Source organism: Belnapia sp. F-4-1 (assembly GCF_000802185.1).
Classification (GTDB): domain Bacteria; phylum Pseudomonadota; class Alphaproteobacteria; order Acetobacterales; family Acetobacteraceae; genus Belnapia.
Genome location: NZ_KN676113.1, coordinates 2,319,767 through 2,339,735 on the forward strand (window position 1 = coordinate 2,319,767; position 19,969 = coordinate 2,339,735).

Consider the following 19,969-nt stretch of genomic DNA (forward strand, 5'->3'; position numbering starts at 1 on the left):
GACGGGATGCAACGACGCGGCTTGCTGTACGGCCTCGCGGCCGGCGCGGTTCATACACGGGCCTAGTCGCAGGGACAGGAGGCGCTGCCGGACCGGCCCATCCGCATGGTGTTGCCCTTCCAGCCCGGCGGTGCGACCGATGCCTGGATGCGCACGGTGGCGCCGGCCTTCAGCGAGGCGCTCGGCCGCTCGGTCGTGACGGAGAACCGCTCCGGCGCCTCGGCCATGATCGGCGCCGACTATGTGGCGAAATCCTCACCGGACGGCACGACCCTGCTTTTCACCATCCTGACCTATATGCAGGGACCGATGGTGTTCCGCCGTTTTCCCTATGACCCGCTGGGTGACTTCACCCCGGTCGGGCAGGTGGGGAGGGCGGCGGCGATCTTCGCCGTTCAGGCCTCGATCGGGGCACGGAGCCTGGCCGAATTCATCGAGGCGGCCCGCAGCCGGTCCTTCAGCTACGGCTCCTATGGCACCGGCTCGGGCAGCCATGTCTTCAGCCAGATCATCTCGGACGCGGCGGGGCTGGGGATGACCCATGTGGCCTATCGCGGCGAGAACCCGTTGATCCTCGACATGCTGGCCGGCCGGGTTCAATGCGGCTTGGTCAGCCATAATTCCACCCGCGAGCATGTCCAGGCGGGCAAGCTGCGGGTGCTGGCGGTGCTCGGCCCGAAGCGGCTGCCGCAACTGCCGGAAACGCCGACCTTCCTCGAACTTGGTTATCCTGCAACCTTCGCCTGGGACGGGGTGGTGCCCCTGCTGGCCCCGGCGCGGACGCCGGTGCCGGTGATGGCGACCCTGGCCGACGGGCTACGACGCGCCATGGGGCGGCCCGAAGTCGCCAACCGGCTTGGCGACCTTGGGCTGGAGCCGGCCTGGGCGCCACCGGCAGCAACCCAGGCCAATCTCGAGGCTGCGCATGCGCGCTGGGCCGAGGTATTGCAGGTGACCGGCATTACCGCGGAGTAGCGGCGCGCATCGCCCGCCACACCCGCTCCGCCGTCAGCGGCATGTCGAGATGGGTGATGCCGAGCGGCGCCAGCGCATCCAGCACCGCCGCCACCACCGTCTGCGGCGCGCCGATCGCGCCCGCTTGGCCGGAACCCTTCACCCCGAGCGGGTTCGATTGCGTCGGCAATTCGCCGAAGGCGGCCTCGAGCGGCGGCAGGTCCTCCGCGCGGGGGATGCAGTAGTCCATGAAGGAGGCGGAGAGAAGCTGGCCGGAGCCCGGCTCATAGGCCACCTCCTCCAGCAGCGCCTGGCCGATGCCCTGGGCGAGGCCGCCCTGCACCTGCCCCGCCGTCAGCAACGGATTGATGAGGCGGCCGTAGTCGTCGACGGCCTGATAGCGCAGCAGCGCGACCTGCCCGGTCTCCGGATCGACTTCCACTTCGGCGCAATGGGCGCCGGAGGGGAAGGTAACGAGCTCCGAGAGGTTCATCGCCTCGGCATCCAGCCCGGGCGGCGTGCCCTCGGGCAGGTTGGCCGGGTCCCGCGCCGCCTCGGCAACGGCCTCGAGCGCCACGCTCCGCTCCGTCCCCCGCACGCAGAAGCGGCCACCCTCATAGTCCAGCGCCTCGGGCGCCGCCTGGAGCAGATGGGCGGCGATGGGCCGGGCTTTCTGCAGAACCGCATCCATCGCCATCACCAGCGCGGTGCCGCCGACATGCAGCGAGCGGGCGCCGCCATGGCCGTTGCCGAAGGGCACGGCGGCGGTATCGGCCTGCACCAGGCGGAAACGTTCCGGCGGCAGGCCGAGATGGTCGGCCGCGAATTGCGGGAAGCTCGTCTCGTGCCCCTGGCCGTTGGACTGGGTGCCGAGGCAGAGCTCCACCATCCCGTTCTGGGCGAAGCGCACCGCGGCCCATTCCTGGGGAGCGCCGCGCGAGGTTTCGAGGAAGCAGGCGATGCCCTGGCCGCGCAGCCTGCCGCGCGTCTCGCTTTCGGCCCGGCGGGCGGCGAAGCCGGGGCGGTCGGCCAGCGCCTCCAGCTCCCGGAGGTTGTCGGCGAAGCGGCCGGTATCCATCAGCATTCCGAGCGCGCTGCGATGGGGGAAGCGGGTGACGAGGTTACGCCGGCGCAGCTCGACCGGATCGAGGCCGAGCTGCCGCGCCGCAGCCTCGACCAGCCGCTCGGTCAGGTAGTTGGCTTCCGGCTTGCCGGCGCCGCGATAGGCATCGACCGGCGCGCTGTTGGTGAAGGCGCCCGTCACCTCCAGCCGGATGGCGGGGATGGCGTAGACGCCGCCGATCGCCGTCGAGACCGAGTTGGTCGGGCAGGCCGGGCCGTGGGAGGAGCAGTAGGCGCCCATATCGGCGGCGAGGTCAGCATGCAGGGCGAGGAACCGCCCCTCGGCATCGAGCGCCAGCCGGGCCTGGCCGCGCAGGTCCCGCGCATGGACGGCGGCCTGAAATTCCTCCGTGTAGTCGGCTGTCCAGGCAACCGGCCGGCCAAGGCGCCGCGCCGCCAGCAGCAGGCAGACATATTCAGGAAAGAGGAAGTTCTTCAGCCCGAAGCCGCCGCCGACATCGGGGCAATGCAGGCGGAAATCCTCCTCCGGCAGGCGGAAGACGTCGCGGGCGAGCTGGCGGCGAATGCCGTGCACGCCCTGGCCGCTCAGCATCAGGTCGAAGCGTCCGCCCTCCCAGCGGGCGACGGCGCCGCGCGGTTCGATCGGCGCGGCATGGACGCGGTTGTTGACGAGGTCGAGCTCCACCACATGCGCGGCCGCGGCGAAGGCGGCATCCACGGCCGCCTTTTCGCCGCGCTCGAAGCGGAAGGCCTCGTTGCCCGGCGCCTCGGGCCAGATCCGCGGCGCGCCGGGGGCGAGCGCCGCGCGGCTCTCCACCACCGCCGGTAGTGGCTCGTACTCGACGGCGATGGCTTCGGCCGCGTCTCGCGCCTGGGCGGCGGTTTGGGCGATGACGAAGGCGACGGCCTCGCCCACATGCCGCACGGCCTCGCCGGCCAGGGCATGGCGGGGAGGGACGATGATCGGCGCGACGGTCGCCACCACGGCCGGGCATGGCAGGGGGCCAATGTCCTCGGCCAGCAGGTCCGCATGGGTCAGCACCAGCCGGACACCCGGCATGGCCCGTGCCGCCGTAGCATCGAGGCCGAGGATGCGCGCATGCGCATGCGGCGAGCGCAGGGCGACGCCATGGAGCGCCCCTGGCACGGGAATGTCGCCCACATAGCGCCCCTCACCGGTGAGGAAGCGCCGGTCCTCCCGCCGCCGGACGGAGCGGCCCGCCTCGCCCTCGGGCATCAGCCGCGCGCCAGCCGGCGGGCGACGAATTCCAGCCGGTCCTGGCCCCAGAAGATGTCATCGCCGATGACATAGGTGGGCGCACCGAAGACGCCGCGGGCCAGCGCCCGCTCGCTGTCGGCGGCGCGCATCTCGGCCCAGCGCGGCTCCTTGCCGAGTTCGAGCACGGCCTTCCCATCGAGGCCGCACTCATCGATCAGCCGGGCGAGCGTCGCCTCGTCGCCCGGGTCCAGCTCATCCTCCCAGCAGGCCTTCAGGATGCGGTGGCCGAGGCGGATGGCGAGTGCATCGCCCATCGTCTCGCGGACCGCGATGACGCAGGCGGCGGCGGGCAGCTCCTTGGCCGGGAAATGCTTCGGCTGGATCTGGATGGGGATGCCGAGCGCCTCGCGCCAGCGCGCCAGCTCCTGCAACCGGTAGGCCTGGCGCTGCGGGCTGCGCTTCGGCAGCGGCAGGCCGCCGGAGCCGGCGAAGATGGTGCCGAAATCGACCGGCCAGATGCGGAGGCTCGCCCCATGCTGAGCCGCCAGCGCCTCGATCCGCGCCGCGCCGAGATGCGTCCAGGGCGAATTCAGCGAGGCGTAGTAGTCGATATGCAGGCTCATGGCGGCGTTCCTCCGGCTGTGGGACAGTCTGCATGCTTGGGGCGGCCGCGGGAATAGCGCGATGACAGCCCCATCAAGCGGAGGAACATCCAGGATGAACAAGAACGGGACGACCATGCCGCGACGGGCGGCGCTGCTGGCGGCCGCAGCCATCTGGCCCGCCGGCCGCGCCCTCGCTCAGGCTTCCGACAATGCGGTCAGGATCGGCGTACTGGACGACATGTCCGGCCCCTTCGCCGACCAGCAGGGCATGGGCGACGTCGTCGCCGCGCGCATGGCGATCGAGGACTTCGGTGGCCAGGTGCTTGGCGCTCCGGTCGAGCTGGTCTTCGGCGACCTGCAGAACCGCCCGGATATCGGCATGGGCATCGCGCGGCGCTGGTACGACCAGGAGCGGGTGGATGCGATTTTCGGCATCGGCAACTCCGCTGTGGCGCTGGCCGTGCAGCAGCTGACGCGGGAGAAGGGCCGCATCAACATCTCCGTTGCCGCCGGCACGACGGAGCTGACGGGCCGCGCCTGCTCGCCGAACGGGCTGCACTGGACCTATGACAACTACGCGCTCGCCCGCGGCACCGTCTCCGCCATGATCGGCGAGGGCAGGCGGCGCTGGTACTTCATCACCTCCGACTATGCCTTCGGCCATTCGCTGGAGGCCAACGGCATCGAGGCGGTGCGGGCGCTTGGCGGCGAGGTGGTCGGCACCACGCGGGCGCCGCTCAACGAGACGGATTTCTCCACCCACCTGCTGCGCGCCGCGCAGTCGGGCGCCAATGTGCTGGGCCTTGCGGTGGCCGGGACTGACCTCATCAACGCCGTGAAGCAGATGGGCGAGTTCGGCCTGATCCGGCGCGGCATCCAGCCCGCGGCGCTGCTCTGCCTGCTGACCAACGTCAAGGCGATCGGCCTGGAGACGGCGCAGGGGCTGGTCTTCACCGAGGCCTATTACTGGGACCGGGACGAGGCGTCGCGCGCCTTCTCGGCACGCTTCGCCCGCCTGCATGGCCGGCCGCCGACCATGTTCCAGGCCAGCATGTGGGGCGCGGTGACGCATTACCTGAAGGCGGTGAAGGCCGCGGGCACCAATGCCGCGCCGGCCGTCATGGCGAAGATGCGCGAGATGCCGATCGAGGACTTCATGACGCGGGGCGGGCGCATCCGCGAGGATGGCCGCGTCATCCGCGACATGCTGCTGATGCGTGCCAAGCGCCCGGCGGAGTCGCGCGGCGAGTGGGATCTGCTCGAGGTGGTGAAGACCATCCCCGGCGACCAGGCCTACCGCCCAGCCGCCGAGAGCGAGTGCCCGGCGTTGCGGCCGACCTGACGGCGGGCCTCAGGCGGGCAGCAGCGGCGCCCCCGTCGCCTGCTGCGCCGCCTCGAAGCTGACGCCCGGCGCCAGCTCGCGCACCGCGAAGCCCTCGCCCCAAGGCGCGAACAGCCCGAGATTGGTGGCGACCAGGGTAACGACGCCGCGCGCCGTCACCGGCAAGGTGCAGGCGCGCAGCAGCCGCGGCTCGCCTTTTCGCGTCGTGTGCTCAAGGATGATGAAGACGCGCTTCGCACAGGCGGCGAGGTCCATCGCGCCGCCGATGCCGCCGCCCTTGGCGCCGCCGATCTTCCAATTGGCGAAGTCGCCATTGGCGGCGACCTCGTAGGCGCCCATCACCGTGACGTCGATCCGGCCGGAGCGGATGATGCCGAAGCTGTCGGCATGGTGGACGATGGCCGCGCCCGGGTTGAGCGAGACGTTCTGCCCGCCGGCATTGACGAGGTGCAGGTCCTCCTGCCCCGGCGGCAGCACCGGACCGTAGCCGATGACCCCGTTCTCGGCATGGTAGGTGATGTCGCGGTCGCCGATATCGGTGTTGGAGCAGAGCGTCGGGATGCCGACGCCGAGATTGACGATCCAGCCATCCTGGAACTCGCGCGCCAAGCGGTCGGCCATCTGCTGGCGGTCCCAGCCTTTGCTCGTCGTGGCGCTCATGACGTGCGCTCCTGCCGGCGGGCCGTCCAGAGCCCCTCGGGCGCCGGTGGGATCGGGATCAGGCGATGGACGAAGATGCCGGGGGTGTGGATCTGGTCCGGGTCGAGGGCGCCGGCGGGGAGGATGGGCTCTTCCACTTCGACGATCGTCGTCCTTGCCGCCATTGCCATCAGCGGACAGAAATTCCGCTGCGATAGGCGGAATTGCAAGTTGCCCGCCGCATCGGCCCGCCAGGCGCGGATCAGCGCGTAGTCGCAGGGGAGTGCGTATTCCAGGAGGTATTCGCGGTCGTTGATCACCCGCGTCTCTCGTCCCTCGGCCAGCTCCGTGCCGACCGCGGTCGGGGTGTAGAAGGCGGGGATGCCGGCGCCGGCCGCGCGTAGCCGCTCGGCCAGCGTGCCCTGCGGCACCAGCTCCGCCGCCACCTCGCCGCGCTCGTAATAGGGGGTGAAGGGCAGCTGGTCGGTTGGGCGGGTGGCGGCGGTGAAGGCGCAGACCACCTTCGCCACCTGGCCATTCTCCACCAGCATGCCGATATCGGGCATCCGTGGCTGATGCGCCCCGCCGGTGGTGTTGGCGATGCAGGTGAGGCGCTTCGCTCCCTGCTTCAGCAGGGCGTGGGTGAGGTTATAGGGTGTCCCCGGCCCGGCGAAGCCGCCGAAGGCGACGGTTGCACCATCCGGGATGTCCGCCACCGCTTCGGCGAAGCTGCCAAAGGCCTTGCCGCTCCTGGTCATGCCGCCTTCCTCCCCCTTTTGGCCGGAAGCGTGACCCGTGCCGGCAGGCGCGTCCAGCCCTGGCGAGAGGGGGGTTGCGCGACCGGGAAACTGTGGTACATGGGCGCCTCGCCGGACGGTGCGGGCGTAGCTCAGGGGTAGAGCACAACCTTGCCAAGGTTGGGGTCGAGGGTTCGAATCCCTTCGCCCGCTCCAGTCGGCTTCCACACAACCTGTCTCTCCCAACCAGACCATCGCGCTGAGGCGCAGGTTTGGCCTGGGTTTCCGCATCGACCTTGATGGTCTGAATGTGGAACGGAGCCGGGTTTTCTCCCCGCGGTGTCGGAGAGTCTCTGGACCTTGAGGGTAGGGCGATTTTGCCACCAAGGTTTACTGCGTTGAAAATGGAGGATCTTCGGGCAGAGCGTCAGCGCCTTCTTCAGCGTTGCTACCGCCTGCCGGACGAAGCTGGGCGCCGAATCACGCTCGCTCCCCCTCAAGCTCTTGCCCCTCGCGTAGCGCCGATAGACCATCCACCTCCACCCCGATCGGAGGCGGTCACCTTGTCCAAGCCGCACGACATCGCCGGATTGATTGCCTGGGCCAAGCGGGACGAGTGGCGTGGCATCCTGGCCGAGTTCATCGACCGCCATAGCGCGAAGGTCTGTGAGGCGGCCGGGATCGATGTGGAGGAGATCGCAGACGTCCTCGGCGAAGACGCTGCCACGGTGGTCTGGGGCGCCGCATTCGAGGACCTGGTCGCCACCGATCTCCCCGGCAATCGTAACCTTGCGGACGACTACCTCCGTCGGCGTGGCTGGAAGGAGGGCGTCTCCGTACGGGAGTACATCGCGGGCCTGCGCCGAGCGACGATCAGCGTCTATGAGGTGAGCGGGCTCGTGCCGGGCGAATCGATGCTGCTGCGCGACCTAGTTCGGGGCGGCGAGCCGGTGCGCGTCTCGGAGAAGCTGGGTTCCCAGGGGCTGCGGCAATGGGACCGCATCGCCACACGAGTGATCCCCATGTCGGAGGGCGCCGTCATCAGCGGCACGCTGATGCTTTTCGACCATGACACCAGCGAGGCGCTGCTCGCCTCGCTCCGGAAGACCCGAACGCAGGCGCCCCGCGACGTGGCGGCGATCGCGCAGGAGTTCGGCATCAAGACGGACTCCAAGACGCTAGCCGACATGATGACCCCGGACCTGCTGCTTGCCGGCGCCGCTTTCATGGTCACGAATTTCTGGCTTGATGCCGGCATCAAGGCAGCGCGGGGCCAGAACCGGCCGGAACTGCTGAACAGCGAGGGCGACCCGCTCGACTTCATTACGCTGCACTTTCCCTTGCTGCCGAAGGTCAAGCCCGAGCAGGTCCGCCAGGCTCTGGCCGCCGTCCCTGCCTTCCGGCAGGAAGACCCGGGTTTCTGGAACTGGTTGGATGAGCCCGGGACGAAGCCGCAGCCCGTACCGCGCCGAGGAAAGGCCCAAACCTTTTTCAGCACCATGGAGGACGGCTCGCTGGTGCTCGGCACGCTGGCACTGAAGGGTCGTCGCCTGTCACTAGAGGTGAACTCCACGGCCCGGGCAGCGCGCGGCCGGGCGCTGCTTGAGCCTGTGTTGGCCGAATTGGTCGGCTCCCCTCTCACTGAGCGGACCGACCTCGAGCAGATGCTGGAAACGAAGCGGCCGCCCCCGAAGCCGAGCGGTCTGTCGCCAGAAGAGGAGCGCGCGCTGATCCACCAAAGCTTGGAGGACCACTACCGGCACATTCTCGACCAGCCAATTCCTTCTCTCGGCGGCAAGTCGCCTCGCGCGGCGGCGAAGACGCCGAAGGGGCGGGAAAAAGTCGTGGCTTGGCTCAAGACACTGGAGAATCACTCGGCGAAGCGGCCGACCGGAGACCCGATCGGTGAGTATGACTTCGGCTGGATGTGGCGGGAGCTGGGTGTCGAGGCGCGGCGCCACTGAGGACGTGACGGGAAGTCAGCGGGACTACCCACAGCAGCTTGGCGTGGTCGTGGCGGGTAAGAGGGTCGTCCCGCCCAAGAGCCTTCAACGCTGCGTTTTGATCGAATCCGTCGATGATGAGAACTGCGTAGATGCGGTTGGGGCCGATGATCCGAATCGCTTACTGGCTCCAGTCGGCTTCCATACAACCTGTCTCTCCCGACCAGACCAGTGCGCTGAAGCGCAGGTTTGGCCTGGGTTTCTGCGACAACCTTGACGGTGCAGTGGCGGAACGGAGGCGGGTTTTCTCTCCGAAGTGCCAGAGAGTCTCCGGACATTGAGGGTAGGGCGATTTAACCCTCAAGCTTTACCGCTCTGAAAACACACGATCTTCGAGCAGAGCCTCAGCGCCTAATCCAGCTTGGCGACCGCCTGGCCGGTCGAAGCTGTGGACGACAGCTGCGTCCCCGCCCCCCGAGCTCTTATTCCTTCCCGAGCCCTGACCACCATCCGTGTCCAACTCTGATCAGAGGTCTCTGCCTGCAGCAGCTGTGCGTCGTGCAGGTGAGCCACCGCGAACGGATCTTGCGCGAAAATGAATTTACGACGGCTGCCGCCGAGACAACAAACTGCTGACCCGTTAGGCGGCAACTGCCACAACGAGACTGTTGGCGAAGGCGGTGAGCCTTTCGCAACCAGCCATAAGGCTTCCCTCGGTCGCGCCAAGCGAAAGGCGGACATGGCCTGCGACGCAATTACCAAAGACGGCTCCGTCGAGAACCGCTACTCCGGCGTCGTGATAAAGACGGCGGGCGAATTCGGACGAGTTCATGCCGGTGCCTGACACATCCACGAGCACGAACATGCCTGCCTCAGGCTTCCTGCAGAGAAGACCTTTGGCTTGCGATAGGATGCCAAGCGCTACGTCGCGTCGAGATCGGAAGGTTGCGCACATGGCAGTTGCGCATTCGTTGTAGCGTTCGAGTGCCGCTAGAGCTCCAGCTTGGACGAAGCCTGGAAGTCCGTGATGCATGCAGGAAGCAAGACTCGTCATAGCCAAGGCGGCGTCATGCGGAGCGATCGCCCAACCCATGCGCCATCCGGTCATGGCGTGGGACTTTGAGAGGCTGCCAACCGTCACCGTGCGCTCAGCCATATCTGGCGTTGCAGCGATACAGAAGTGCTCGGCGTCGTAGGTGAGGGAACTGTACACCTCATCCGAGATCACCCAGAGATCAAAATCTTTGGCCAGCCTCGCGAGTTCCCGTATCTCGTCAGCCCGCAACACGGAGCCAGTCGGATTGCAGGGGTTGGCAAGGAGAACGCCACGTGTGCGTTCGGTCGCAGCGGCTCTCATAGCATCTATGTTGAACCGCAGGCTGTCGGGAGCCGCGGCGGTGGAGATTGGTTGTGCGCCGGACGCTCGCACGGTTGCTGCGTAGGTGAGATAGGCCGGCTGAGGAACCAGCACTTCGTCCCCTGCCGAGAACAGCGCCAAGCAAGACGAGAAAATGGCGTTCTGTGCACCACTTCCCACGATGACCTGGGAGGCCTGGGTAGGAATGCCTGTCCTTGCCTGATGTAACTCAGCAATCGCGCGCCTCAGGTCGGGGCGCCCAGCAAATTCCGTGTAATGGGTGTCACCTTGGCGCAGTGCAGACACGGCAGCCTCGACCACGGGAGACATAGTGTGGAGGTCTGGATCACCGATGGTTAGCAGGATCACATCCTCACCACGAGCCAACGCCGCGAGCGCTTCGAAGTGCAGCCCGCAGGCCGAACCAGATCGGGCCGCGAGTTCTTCGGCTAGTGAGGAGAGGCGCATAAGGGCGATACCTGTAGTGTCGCCATCGTTCTGCGGCAGCAAGCTTGGCAGCTTCTTGACGCACGTGAAAAATCTTACGCTCGTATGGCGCACCAGAAGATTCATCGGTCAGAGAAAATTACTGTGCCGTACCGCACGACAAAGCAGGACTGATCGCGTGGGTCAAGCGCGAGGGGTTGTGTGGCACCCAAGCCGAGCTGCTGGTCGGCCATAGTGCCCAGGCTTGCTCCGGAGCGAGTATCAAGATGGTGGAGATTGCGGACGTTCTCGGCGATGACGCCGTAGTCCTCGTGTGCCGCATTCCGCGATTTTGATTGCTGACGGTCGCTGTATCGCAATCAACCATCGACGCCGGAGCACGAGTGGGATGAAGTGCTACGCATACATGGGACGGCGCGGCCGGCATTGCAGCAGATCCAGTGATCGAAGCAGATGGGTGAACCCCATAGGCTTGGGTGCCGCCAGCGGCCTTGCCGGCTCGCTCTAAATAGGCAGACCCGCCTCAAGGGTGCGGTGGGTCGCTGAACGCCCCACGGACACAGCCGCGTGAGCCCAAGTTGGCGTTGTTCTCAGCCACTCTGGCAGATCCATGTTCGCCTGCGCCAGGAAAATGCCCGCATCGAAGCAGGCTACAATCAGAACGTCGCAGTAGGGCAGGGTACGTCGCCCGGCGAGTGCGGCCTGTAAACGCTCTAAGCAGCCAGATTCGATGCTCATGCTGGCCGTATCGCCGATTGATGCTGCCGAATTCTAAACCGATTGACCTGTCCAGTACTCAGCGCGCCACAAAACGAAAAATGCTCTTGCTTCGGTGAGGACTCGGCTCAGCACAGCGGGACTGACGCTCATCGTGCGCGAGTCAGACGCGCCGATCAGCCCGGCAACTTTGCTGCACCTCATTGTGGCACGGTCAGTGATAATTCCGAAATAGTACGCAGGTAGGATTGCGGGCAAACCGCTTTGGTTTCACCCGTATTCCAACTTGGAAGACCATGATGCGAAATATGAGCCTGTCGCGGCTTCTGTTGCTGGTTGCCATGGTGCCATTGGTCGCGGCTCTGGCCTTCAGTGGCATCCTGGCGGCCAACAGCCTGTCGGCCTGGCGGGCCGCAGGTCGAGTGGTCGAACTGGAGCAACTCGTCAGCGCCGGAGCGCGCTTCGCCTATATGCTGGCAGGCGAAGGGCGTGCCTCGCGGGCCTATGCCAGCAGTGGCGCGGCTGAGGATCGGACCCGCATGCTGGCCGAGCGGGCAGTAACCGATCGCAACCTGCAGGACTTCCGCGGGGCAGTCGCGGCGGCGCCGCTGGCCGACCCGGTCGCTCGGGAAGCCATTGATTTCATGCTGAAACACATTGAGGGACTCGGCGCATTCCGCGACAAGTCCGAAGCGCGCAGCGTTGTCGTCGCCGATTCGGTCCGTCTAATCCGGCCCATTCTCGCGCGCGGCTATGAACTTGTCGCCCGGTTGGCGGCGCTGACCGAGGACCCGGTAATTAAGCAGCGAGCCTTCGCCTTTCAGGCGGTTTTGCTGGTTTCCAAAGGCGTTTCGGGCGAGAATTCGGTAGGCGGCCAGGCGCTGCGCGACGGCACCCTGTCGGTTGCTGCCCTTGCCAGCTTTCTGGAAGGTTCCGACGAGTTGCGCAGCTTCGGCGACCAAGTGCGCAATATTGCACCCCCCGCCATCGCTGAGAAATGGCAGGCCTATCGCACCGGTCCAGAAACCCAGAGCCTAGAGCGTATGCGACAGGAGATCCTGGCGATTGCCGAAGGGCGCAAGCCGGAGCCGGGCTTACTGCAGCGTTGGAACAGCGAAAATGCTGTGCGCATTCGCTTCGTCGACGAGTTGGTTACCGAATCCAGCCGCAGCTTGACCGCCGAAGCCCAAGCCCGGTTCGTGGCCGCTCGGGCGAGCTTGCTGACCTTTGCTGGCGCCGCCCTTGCCATCTTAGCGTTGGTTGCGGTGCTGAACCGCGCCGTATTGCGGACCATCCGCAACCTGCTGCAGCAGTTGTCGGAGTCCCTGACAGCTCTGGCAGAACGCCGCTATGACGGGGTGGTCATTGCAAAAGATCGCCAGGACGAATTAGGCAGCATGGCGCGCGCCATCAGCATCTGCCGCGACGGGCTGCAGGCGGCTGATGCCCAGTCCGCTGCCCAGGCCGTAGAGCAAGCGGCCAAGGCCGAGCATGCCGCGCGCCTGCTCGCCCTGACCAACGGTTTCGAGAACCGCGCCGGCGAGATGATCCAGACCTTGGCGTCCGCGGCCACCAAGCTGGGCACGACGGCCGAGGGCATGACCGAGGCGGCCGACCGCACCGCCTCCCGCGCCAATGCCGTGGCCAATGCCGCGGGCGAGGCTAATGCCAATGTGCAGACCGTCGCTGCCGCTGCCGAGGAACTATCCGCCTCGGTCTCCGAGATTACCCGCCAGGTCTCGCAGTCCGCCGAGATGACCAACCGGGCCGTCGCCGAAACCAAGCGCACCGACGCGACCGTTCGAACCTTAGCCGAGGCCGCTCAGCGGATCGGCGAGGTGGTCAAGTTGATCAGCGATATCGCCGGCCAGACCAATCTGCTCGCTTTGAATGCCACCATTGAGGCAGCCCGTGCTGGCGAGGCCGGCAAGGGCTTTGCGGTGGTGGCTTCTGAGGTAAAGATCCTGGCGAACCAGACCGCTCAGGCGACGCAGGAGATCGCCGCCCAAGTCGATCAGATCCAGGCAGCCACCCAGAGCACCGTCAGCGCCATCGGCGGTATCGCTGGAACGATCGACTCCGTGAGCAGCATTGCTGCCGCCATTGCTGCCGCTGTCCAGCAGCAAGGTGCTGCAACTCAGGAGATCGCTCGCAACGTCCAGCAAGCGGCCGCCGGCACCACCGAGGTGACGACCCGCATCAGCGAGGTTGGCCGCGACACCGCTCAGACCGGCCAAGGGGCGGCCGATGTGCTCACCGCCGCCACCGATGTCTCGCGCCAAGCGGAGGGCATGACTGTCGAGATCCGCAGCTTCCTACAAGGTGTGCGGGCGGCTTGAGTGCCGCTACGCGCTAACGGCAGGAACCATCACGGCCTGCCGGGCCTGCGCTAACCCTCGCCTTCGCAGCGCTTTAAGGTGGGGCGGCACTCCGGTCGGGCCCGGATAGCCGCTGGTCGCCGTATTCCGACCAAGGTTGATGTCGGCGGAGCGCTTGGCTGACTGAAGCGTAACGCCCTTGGTCGAACAGGCGCTGGTACCAGGACGCCCGAGCCAGTGCCGTCACTAACGCCGGATCCGCACGCGTGGCCACAGCGGGAATACCCTCCTGCGCCGGCGTCACCACTGTCTTCCGCTCCGGCCAACGCCGGATGGCGAGCTGCACCTGGACCGTGATGCTGGTTTCCACTCTCATGCCGCCACAATCTCTGCACCGACCGGAAACCCGCCGAGATCCCGAACGAGCCCAGAAAGCCCCTCAACCCGCAGCCGAATGTCAGCACCGCCCGGCCCGACGACGACCCGCTCCACCAGCGCCCGCACGATGCGCACCTGCTCGGCCGGGAACAGCTCATCCCAGAGCGGTTCCAGCCGCTCCAACGCGTCCCGGACCTGCATCTCCGTCAGGTCCGGTGCTTCGGCCCTCGCCGCCAGCCACTTGCCAGCGACGATCTCAGGCTGTCGCAGCAGGGTCCGGACCTGGTTCACCACCGCTGCCTCGATCTCAGCAGCGGATATCCGGCGGACGGTGCCGTCGTCCTCGACTGCCGCGTCGCCTTTCAGCACGCGCTGCGCCACATAATAGCGATACAACTGGTCGCCCTTTCGGGAACGAGCCAGCGGCAGTGCCGGCGGCAATATTTAGTCGTTAGCGGCTCTTTGCATCCTTGCTCAACGTCGGCGTTAGTCATGCGATAGGTCCCAGCCGATCCAACTGCAGATGGCGCGGCCCATAACCAGTTTGAGGTCGTCGTCCGACAACCAGGGCAGTTCCTCCGTAAACATCGTCACGCATTGCCGATAGGTGCATGGCATGCGGGTGATGTCGGTTCCCCAGAAGAAGCGGTGTGGCCCAAAGGCGTCGTAAATCCGCCAGAGTCCATCGTGGATGTTTCGGAATGGATAGGGTTGGGTCGAGTAGCCAGGTGCGCCGGTCGCCTTGATTGCGACATTGGGGAACTTCGCAAGGGCTAGCAGGGCATCGAGATTCGCAAACGCAGCGTCATCCTGCTCTGACCGGACCAGGCCGAGATGGTCAATAATCAGCCGCAGGTTCGGATGGCGCTCGGCGATGCGCCGGAACTCGGGCAGGAACCGGCCAGCCATTGTCGCCATGGGTAGCCCAGCGCGCTCCGCCGTAGGCCAAAGCCAGTCCATCGTGCCGTCGACATGGAAGGTGCTCTGCTCAGGAAGCACCAACGGATAGCGCAAGCCCAGCATCCCTGGCAGCCCGCGCCAGTGCTTGAGGCGTTCCTGGCCCTCCAACGGCTGGTCTAAGGGTACCTGGCCAAGAATGGCAAACCGGTTCGGATAGCGCCGGGCCGCGTCGATGGCCTGGTCGTTCGAATTTGGGTCCCAGCTGACCGGTGGATGGATCACGGCGGCGTCCACACCAGCCACGTCCATCTCGCCCAGCAGTTCCTCCGCGGTGAAGGACGGCACTTTGCGGTGGTGGCCGCTCGGCGTACCGCTTGACCAGAGATGCACCTGCGCGTCGACAATCTTCATGTCATTCTCCTCCAGGGCCACGGCTCGGGCCATTGCCGCGCAGTGTTGCCGCCTTGGGGTTCCGATGCCACGAGTAAACTCGTGCGGTAGGATCAGGCAGCGGGGAGCTGGCGCGTCTCCGGTTTGCGAAGGAGCCATTGCCATTTCTGCCTGGACTCGCCGGAGGTCACAGTAGTCTGCGCGGCACAATGCGAGTCATTCACCTGGTGCGGCTGAGCTTGGCAGGGGGAGTGCGGAGATGACGGGAAGCCTGGAGGGTAAGGTCGCGCTAGTGACCGGAGCGGGTCGGAATATTGGGCGCGCGATCGCGCTGCGCCTGGCGGGCGACGGGGCTACGGTTGTGGTCAACGGACGGACCGATCGGATGGCGGTAGAAGCGGTGGTGGATGAGATCACCGCCAAGAGCGGTAAAGCGCTTTCCTATATCGCTGATGTCGCCAACCCGCATGCAGTGGCGCAGATGGCGGAGGAGGTAGCAGCGACGTTCGGCGGCATAGACATCGCCGTCGCCAATGCTGGACTAAGGCGCCAGACTCCTTTTCTAACCATGACGCTCCAAGAATGGCGGGAAATCATGGCGGTCGCGCTCGATGGCGCCTTCATCTTGGCGCAGGCCGTCGTGCCGCAAATGATCCGGCGCGGTGGCGGCGCTCTGGTCGGTTTGTCCGGCATCTCGACCCATATCGGCACGCCGCACCGCGCCCACGTCTCAGCCTCGAAGGCTGGTTTGGAAGGGCTGATGCGCGCGCTGGCGGTTGAGTTGGCGCCACACAATATCCGATGCAACTGCGTAGCGCCGGGCCCGATCGACACCCTGCGTGGTGCTTCGGCTGGCGCGATGCCCGCTACGCTGGTCGAGGGCGGGGTGCCGCTAGGGCGCAAGGGATCGGTAGAGGAAGTAGCCGCCATCGTCCGGATGCTGGTGGGTCGCGAGGCCGGCTACGTCACCGGCCAAACCATTCATGTCAATGGCGGAGCTTTTCTGACCTGAGCCGCCAGCACGCTGCCGCCTCGACCGCTCCAGGGTCGAACTTTCCAGATTGCACGGACTGAGGTTTCGACCTGCGCCGCCATGTCGCGATAGGCGGTGCCAACCAGTGGTCGCAGAGGCAGAGAGGCTCGCTCGGCCTCCCGTGTAAAAGCTGGATCGGCGAAGGCTGCTGTGAAGGCCCGCTCCAGGCGCGCGCGGATGTCAGGCGGCAGGCCCGGCGGTCCGGCGATGCCTCGGGCAGACCCGGCAACGATGTCGTAGCCGCGCTCGCGGAAAGTTGGAACGTCTGGGGCGGCTTCCCAACGGTGCTCTGCGGCTTGGCCGAGCGCACGCACTCGGCCCTCACGCATGGCCGACAGGATCTCTGCCATATTGCCGACGCCAAGCTCAATATGGTTACCAAGCACCTGGGCCAGGAGTGGCGCCGAGCCGGCAAACGGTGCATGGTTCATGGGCTGTAGCCCCGCCAGCCCTTCCAAAGTGAGCATGAGCAGGTGATCGTCGGAGCCGACGCCCGTGGTGCCATAGTTGATCTGCCCCGGCCTGACCTTGGCTGCCTGAACCAAGTCCTGAAGCGTTTGGATCGGCGAGTTGGTGGCGACGTAGATGGTGCCCGGATCGTCGACGACATTCGCAAGAAAGCTGAAGTCAAGCGGCCGATAGCGAACTTGGCGTTCGAGCGGGAAGGTGCTGATGGTCGGCGCCGGCAGTGCGCCCAAGACGTAGCCGTCTGGCGCCGCGTTAAACAAAGCTTCAAAGCCCACCTGTCCGCCGGCGCCGGCACGGTTGGCGACAACGAAACGCGCCCCCGGCAGGTGCTGCGCCACGAAGGGCAGGGTGACACGCGCCATGATATCTACCCCGCCTCCTGGCGGATAGGGCACGATGACCTCGATGGGACGCTCTCCTGGCCAGCTGCCTTGGGCCCGAAGGTGTGTCGAGGTAACGAGAAGGGCGCCAGTCGCGCCGAGCATGCGGCGGGATATCATAGTGATTATTTCCTCCCGGTTTTGCCCCTGAGGGTGCGGGTTGGGCTGCATAGGGTCAAGCAGACGCTCCGAGCTCTACTGCCGTACCAGGGCCGTATGCTGCTTATCCCATGCCACTGATAAGGGCTCCATCAGCCCCGGCAGCGTCATCCCCTCCGCCTGCCACCCGTCTAGGATCGCCTCCACGATCTCCGGCGCCAGCAGCGTGAGCCGCAGCAGCGTCCCGAGAAAGCCACGTTCGATTCGCTCTGCCGCCGCCATCTCGCTGATCGAGGCATATCGCCCCTCGTCCAGCAGCCGCTGGTACCGGAACGCTCTGGCCAGCGCCTTCACCAGCGCCGGATCAGCGCGTGTGGCCACTGCCGGCACGCCTTCCTGTACTGGCATCACCACCGTCTTCCGCCCCGGCCGGCGCCGGATTGAGAGCGGCACTCGGACCGTGATGCTGGTCGCCGCACTCATGCCGCCACACGCTCCGCATCAGGCGCAAACGCGCCAAGATCCCGGACCAAGCTGGACAACCCTTCGACCCGCAGCCGAATGTCCGCGCCGCCCGGCCCCACCACGATCCGCTCCACCAGCGCCCGCACGATGCGCGCCTGCTCAGCCGGGAACAACTGCTCCCAGAGCGGATCCAGCCGTTCCAACGCGTCCCGCACCTCCATCTCGGTCAGGTTGGGCGCTTCGGCCTTCGCCGCCAGCCAAGTGCCGACGACGATCTCGGGCTGCCGCAGCAGCGCCCGGACCTGATTGATCACCGCAGTCTCGATCTCGGCGGCGGACACCCGGCGCACGATGCCGTCGTCCTCGATCGTGTCGCCCTTCAGCACCCGCTGCGCCACGTAGTAGCGGTACAGTCGATCATTCTTCCGGCAATGCGTCGGCGACAGCGCCCGGCCATCGATGCCGAAGATCAACCCCTTCAGCAGCGCCGGCGCATGCTGCCGGTTCTGAGCGGCTCGGGCCCTTGGGCTGACCTGCAGCGTGGCGTGGGCCTTTTCCCACAGGGGCCGCGGCACGATCGCATCATGCTCACCGGGGTAAACCTGCCCCTTATGAGTGACCTCGCCGACGTAGGTCCTGAGGTTGAGCAGCTTGTAGACATCGCCCTTATCAAGCGGCCGGCCCGACCTGCTGGTCACACTTTCCGCCTGGAGCCGCTTGGCAGTCTCCGTGCCGGAGCCCGTCTCGACGAAAATCTCGAATACCCGCCGCACCCGCACCGCTTCAGCCTCATTGGGCACCAGCTTCCGATCCCGCACGTCATAGCCGAGCGGCACCTTGCCCCCCATCCACATCCCCCGCGCGCGGGAGGCCGCGAACTTGTCTCGGATCCGCTCGCCGATCACCTCGCGCTCAAACTGGGCGAAGGAGAGCAGGACGTTGAGCGTCAGTCGGCCCATGCTGGTTGTGGTGTTGAAACTCTGGGTGACCGAGACGAAGGTAACGTCGTGTGCCTCCATGGTCTCGACCAGCTTGGCGAAATCCATCAGCGATCGGCTCAGCCGGTCGATCTTGTAGACGACGATCACGTCCACCCGGCCCTGCTCGATGTCGGCCAGCAGCCGCCTGAGCGCCGGGCGTTCCAGCGTGCCGCCGGAGAAGCCGCCGTCGTCGTAGCGGTCATGAACCAGCAGCCAGCCTTCAGCGCGCTGGGAGGCGACGTAGGCCTCGCAGGCGTCGCGCTGGGCGTCGAGGGTGTTGAACTCCTTGTCGAGCCCCTCGTCGGTGCTCTTGCGCGTGTAGACGGCACAGCGGAGCTTTTTGACCGAGGCCGGCATGACGCTGTCAGCCGGCAGCTTGCGGCGGCTCATACGCCGGGCCTCCCTTTTAGCCCGAAGAAGGTCCAGCCGTTCCAGCGGGTGCCGGTGATGTGCCGGGCGATCGCGGAAAGGGACCGGTAGGGTCGTCCCTCGTATTCGAAATCGTCGCCGCGGACCGTGACCACGTGCTGGATGCCGTCGTACTCGCGGATCAGCCGTGTCCCGGGCAGCGGCCGACTGTCGGCCCGGATGCGGCGGAGGACAACGTTGCCGCCGTCAAGCTGCTCGCCGAGCGCCTCCAGCCGGGCCCGCGTCTCGGGCTTCAGGCCGCCATAGGCGAGCTCCTGGATGCGGTAGGCGAGCCGGCTCTGAATGTAGGCGCGGTTGAAGGGTGAGGGCTCCTTACCGAACAGCTCGCGCCATTGCTGCTTCAAGTGGGCGATCGGCGCGGCCTGCAGGGCGGCTAGGCGGCCCAGAACATCCGCCGGCGGGATGGTGGTGACGGTCGGCGCCGGCGCCTGTGGGGGCTGCTGGGTGGCTATGCGGGGCATGCGGGTCTCCGGTTATTCCGGTTTGCATGCACGCTCTAGTCAGCTCGGAAGTGTAGCGAACTCTCTCCCTGGTCACTGGGCTGTGCGGCATCGCGGCCGAAATCCTCGGCGGCGAGCCGCCGGATCCGCAACAAGCCGACTCCGAGGATGGAGCAGACCTCGCGGAGGTGGGGCGGGAGCTGGGGAGCTTGGGGCGTGGAGATCATGGTTCGCCTGCCAAGCTGATACTGGATGGGCGGAAAGTATAGGGAAAACAGCGACATATAGGGGCAATGGCGCCGTTTTATAAACGCAGCGGAGTGCATCGTAGCGAGTGCGGGTGTTCAACACCTAACCTGGAAGACCGCCTCGGTAGGCATGCCGGAGTCGGACTGAACGGAACCCTAAGTCTTAATACCGGATCGAAAGTGACTGCCATATGAGCCTCGCATCCCCTCAGGCGGAAGCTCGCAACACTTCCCCACTCCCTGGGCCGCCGCCGGGCGGTTGGACCCTTCTCCAGGCAGCTGAAGTCTTTTCGCCACGTCTGGCGCGAATATATCGGGAACGAAGCCCCGAAGCCGAGGCGGAGTCCCGTGCCGGCAGGCACGGGCGTTACCGATTCGCGTCCCATCGTGAGGAGTTT

16 protein-coding genes and 1 tRNA gene are annotated in these 19,969 nt (G+C 66.4%); 6 read left to right on the forward strand and 11 right to left on the reverse strand.

Annotated features, from left to right (window positions below; genetic code table 11):
* Positions 1-105 precede the first annotated feature (105 nt).
* On the forward strand, positions 106-975 hold the full coding sequence (locus tag LH62_RS11195; protein WP_052214189.1) for a tripartite tricarboxylate transporter substrate binding protein: 870 nt from the start codon (positions 106-108) through the stop codon (positions 973-975).
* On the opposite strand, the gene LH62_RS11200 is transcribed toward LH62_RS11195, so the two are convergent.
* Positions 962-3,274 carry a xanthine dehydrogenase family protein molybdopterin-binding subunit gene (locus LH62_RS11200; RefSeq protein ID WP_043361324.1) on the reverse strand — a complete coding sequence of 771 codons (2,313 nt, stop codon included), beginning with the start codon at positions 3,272-3,274 and terminating at the stop codon, positions 962-964. The two genes, LH62_RS11195 and LH62_RS11200, sit on opposite strands and share 14 nt — an antisense overlap.
* Positions 3,274-3,879 carry a 2-hydroxychromene-2-carboxylate isomerase gene (locus LH62_RS11205; RefSeq protein WP_043361326.1) on the reverse strand — a complete coding sequence of 202 codons (606 nt, stop codon included), beginning with the start codon at positions 3,877-3,879 and terminating at the stop codon, positions 3,274-3,276. The genes LH62_RS11200 and LH62_RS11205 overlap by 1 nt, the downstream gene beginning before the upstream one ends.
* Before the next feature lie 94 nt (positions 3,880-3,973).
* Here LH62_RS11205 and LH62_RS11210 point away from each other — a divergent pair, with 94 nt between their 5' ends.
* Positions 3,974-5,203: an ABC transporter substrate-binding protein gene (locus LH62_RS11210; protein ID WP_236552530.1), complete on the forward strand. Its 1,230-nt coding sequence runs from the start codon at positions 3,974-3,976 to the stop codon at positions 5,201-5,203.
* Positions 5,204-5,212: 9 nt separating this feature from the next.
* Here LH62_RS11210 and LH62_RS11215 read toward each other — a convergent pair whose 3' ends face one another.
* Positions 5,213-5,863, reverse strand: coding sequence for a 3-oxoacid CoA-transferase subunit B (locus tag LH62_RS11215; protein ID WP_043361329.1), 651 nt, complete (start codon positions 5,861-5,863; stop codon positions 5,213-5,215).
* Entirely contained in the window at positions 5,860-6,600 is a 741-nt protein-coding gene (locus LH62_RS11220; protein ID WP_043361330.1) for a CoA transferase subunit A, read from the reverse strand. Before LH62_RS11220 ends, LH62_RS11215 begins: the two co-directional genes overlap by 4 nt.
* A 120-nt stretch (positions 6,601-6,720) precedes the next feature.
* Between LH62_RS11220 and LH62_RS11225 the strand changes: the two genes are divergently transcribed.
* Positions 6,721-6,795 (forward strand) — tRNA-Gly (locus LH62_RS11225).
* A gap of 347 nt (positions 6,796-7,142) precedes the next feature.
* The gene (locus LH62_RS11230) at positions 7,143-8,543 is read left to right on the forward strand and encodes a hypothetical protein (RefSeq protein WP_043361332.1); all 1,401 of its coding nucleotides are present in this window, start codon (positions 7,143-7,145) and stop codon (positions 8,541-8,543) included.
* Between the two features lie 619 nt (positions 8,544-9,162).
* On the opposite strand, the gene LH62_RS29220 is transcribed toward LH62_RS11230, so the two are convergent.
* Complete coding sequence (locus LH62_RS29220; RefSeq protein ID WP_201445468.1) at positions 9,163-10,452, reverse strand: pyridoxal phosphate-dependent aminotransferase; 1,290 nt, start codon at positions 10,450-10,452, stop codon at positions 9,163-9,165.
* 899 nt (positions 10,453-11,351) lie between these two features.
* Between LH62_RS29220 and LH62_RS28245 the strand changes: the two genes are divergently transcribed.
* Positions 11,352-13,382 (forward strand): methyl-accepting chemotaxis protein, encoded by a 2,031-nt coding sequence (locus tag LH62_RS28245; protein WP_052214191.1) that lies wholly within the window; start codon positions 11,352-11,354, stop codon positions 13,380-13,382.
* A gap of 351 nt (positions 13,383-13,733) precedes the next feature.
* On the opposite strand, the gene LH62_RS11240 is transcribed toward LH62_RS28245, so the two are convergent.
* Both LH62_RS11240 and LH62_RS11245 read right to left on the reverse strand, forming a co-directional pair.
* On the reverse strand, positions 13,734-14,180 hold the full coding sequence (locus LH62_RS11240) for a hypothetical protein (protein WP_236552531.1): 447 nt from the start codon (positions 14,178-14,180) through the stop codon (positions 13,734-13,736).
* A 45-nt stretch (positions 14,181-14,225) separates the two neighbouring features.
* Positions 14,226-15,050 carry an amidohydrolase gene (locus tag LH62_RS11245; RefSeq protein WP_160299818.1) on the reverse strand — a complete coding sequence of 275 codons (825 nt, stop codon included), beginning with the start codon at positions 15,048-15,050 and terminating at the stop codon, positions 14,226-14,228.
* A gap of 238 nt (positions 15,051-15,288) precedes the next feature.
* On the opposite strand from LH62_RS11245, the gene LH62_RS11250 reads away from it, so the two are divergent.
* Positions 15,289-16,041: an SDR family NAD(P)-dependent oxidoreductase gene (locus LH62_RS11250; RefSeq protein ID WP_043361333.1), complete on the forward strand. Its 753-nt coding sequence runs from the start codon at positions 15,289-15,291 to the stop codon at positions 16,039-16,041.
* Here LH62_RS11250 and LH62_RS29225 read toward each other — a convergent pair.
* The 4 genes from LH62_RS29225 to LH62_RS11265 all read right to left on the reverse strand — a co-directional run bounded on the left by LH62_RS29225 (position 16,011) and on the right by LH62_RS11265 (position 19,344).
* Complete coding sequence (locus LH62_RS29225; protein WP_236552532.1) at positions 16,011-16,892, reverse strand: tripartite tricarboxylate transporter substrate binding protein; 882 nt, start codon at positions 16,890-16,892, stop codon at positions 16,011-16,013. The two genes, LH62_RS11250 and LH62_RS29225, sit on opposite strands and share 31 nt — an antisense overlap.
* Positions 16,893-17,105: 213 nt before the next feature.
* Positions 17,106-17,492, reverse strand: coding sequence for a hypothetical protein (locus tag LH62_RS11255; RefSeq protein ID WP_043361334.1), 387 nt, complete (start codon positions 17,490-17,492; stop codon positions 17,106-17,108).
* A complete protein-coding gene (locus LH62_RS11260; RefSeq protein ID WP_082012489.1) occupies positions 17,489-18,844 on the reverse strand; it encodes a recombinase family protein in 1,356 nt (451 codons plus the stop codon). The genes LH62_RS11255 and LH62_RS11260 overlap by 4 nt, the downstream gene beginning before the upstream one ends.
* A complete protein-coding gene (locus LH62_RS11265) occupies positions 18,841-19,344 on the reverse strand; it encodes a DUF2924 domain-containing protein (RefSeq protein ID WP_052214197.1) in 504 nt (167 codons plus the stop codon). The genes LH62_RS11260 and LH62_RS11265 overlap by 4 nt, the downstream gene beginning before the upstream one ends.
* Positions 19,345-19,969: the final 625 nt, after the last annotated feature.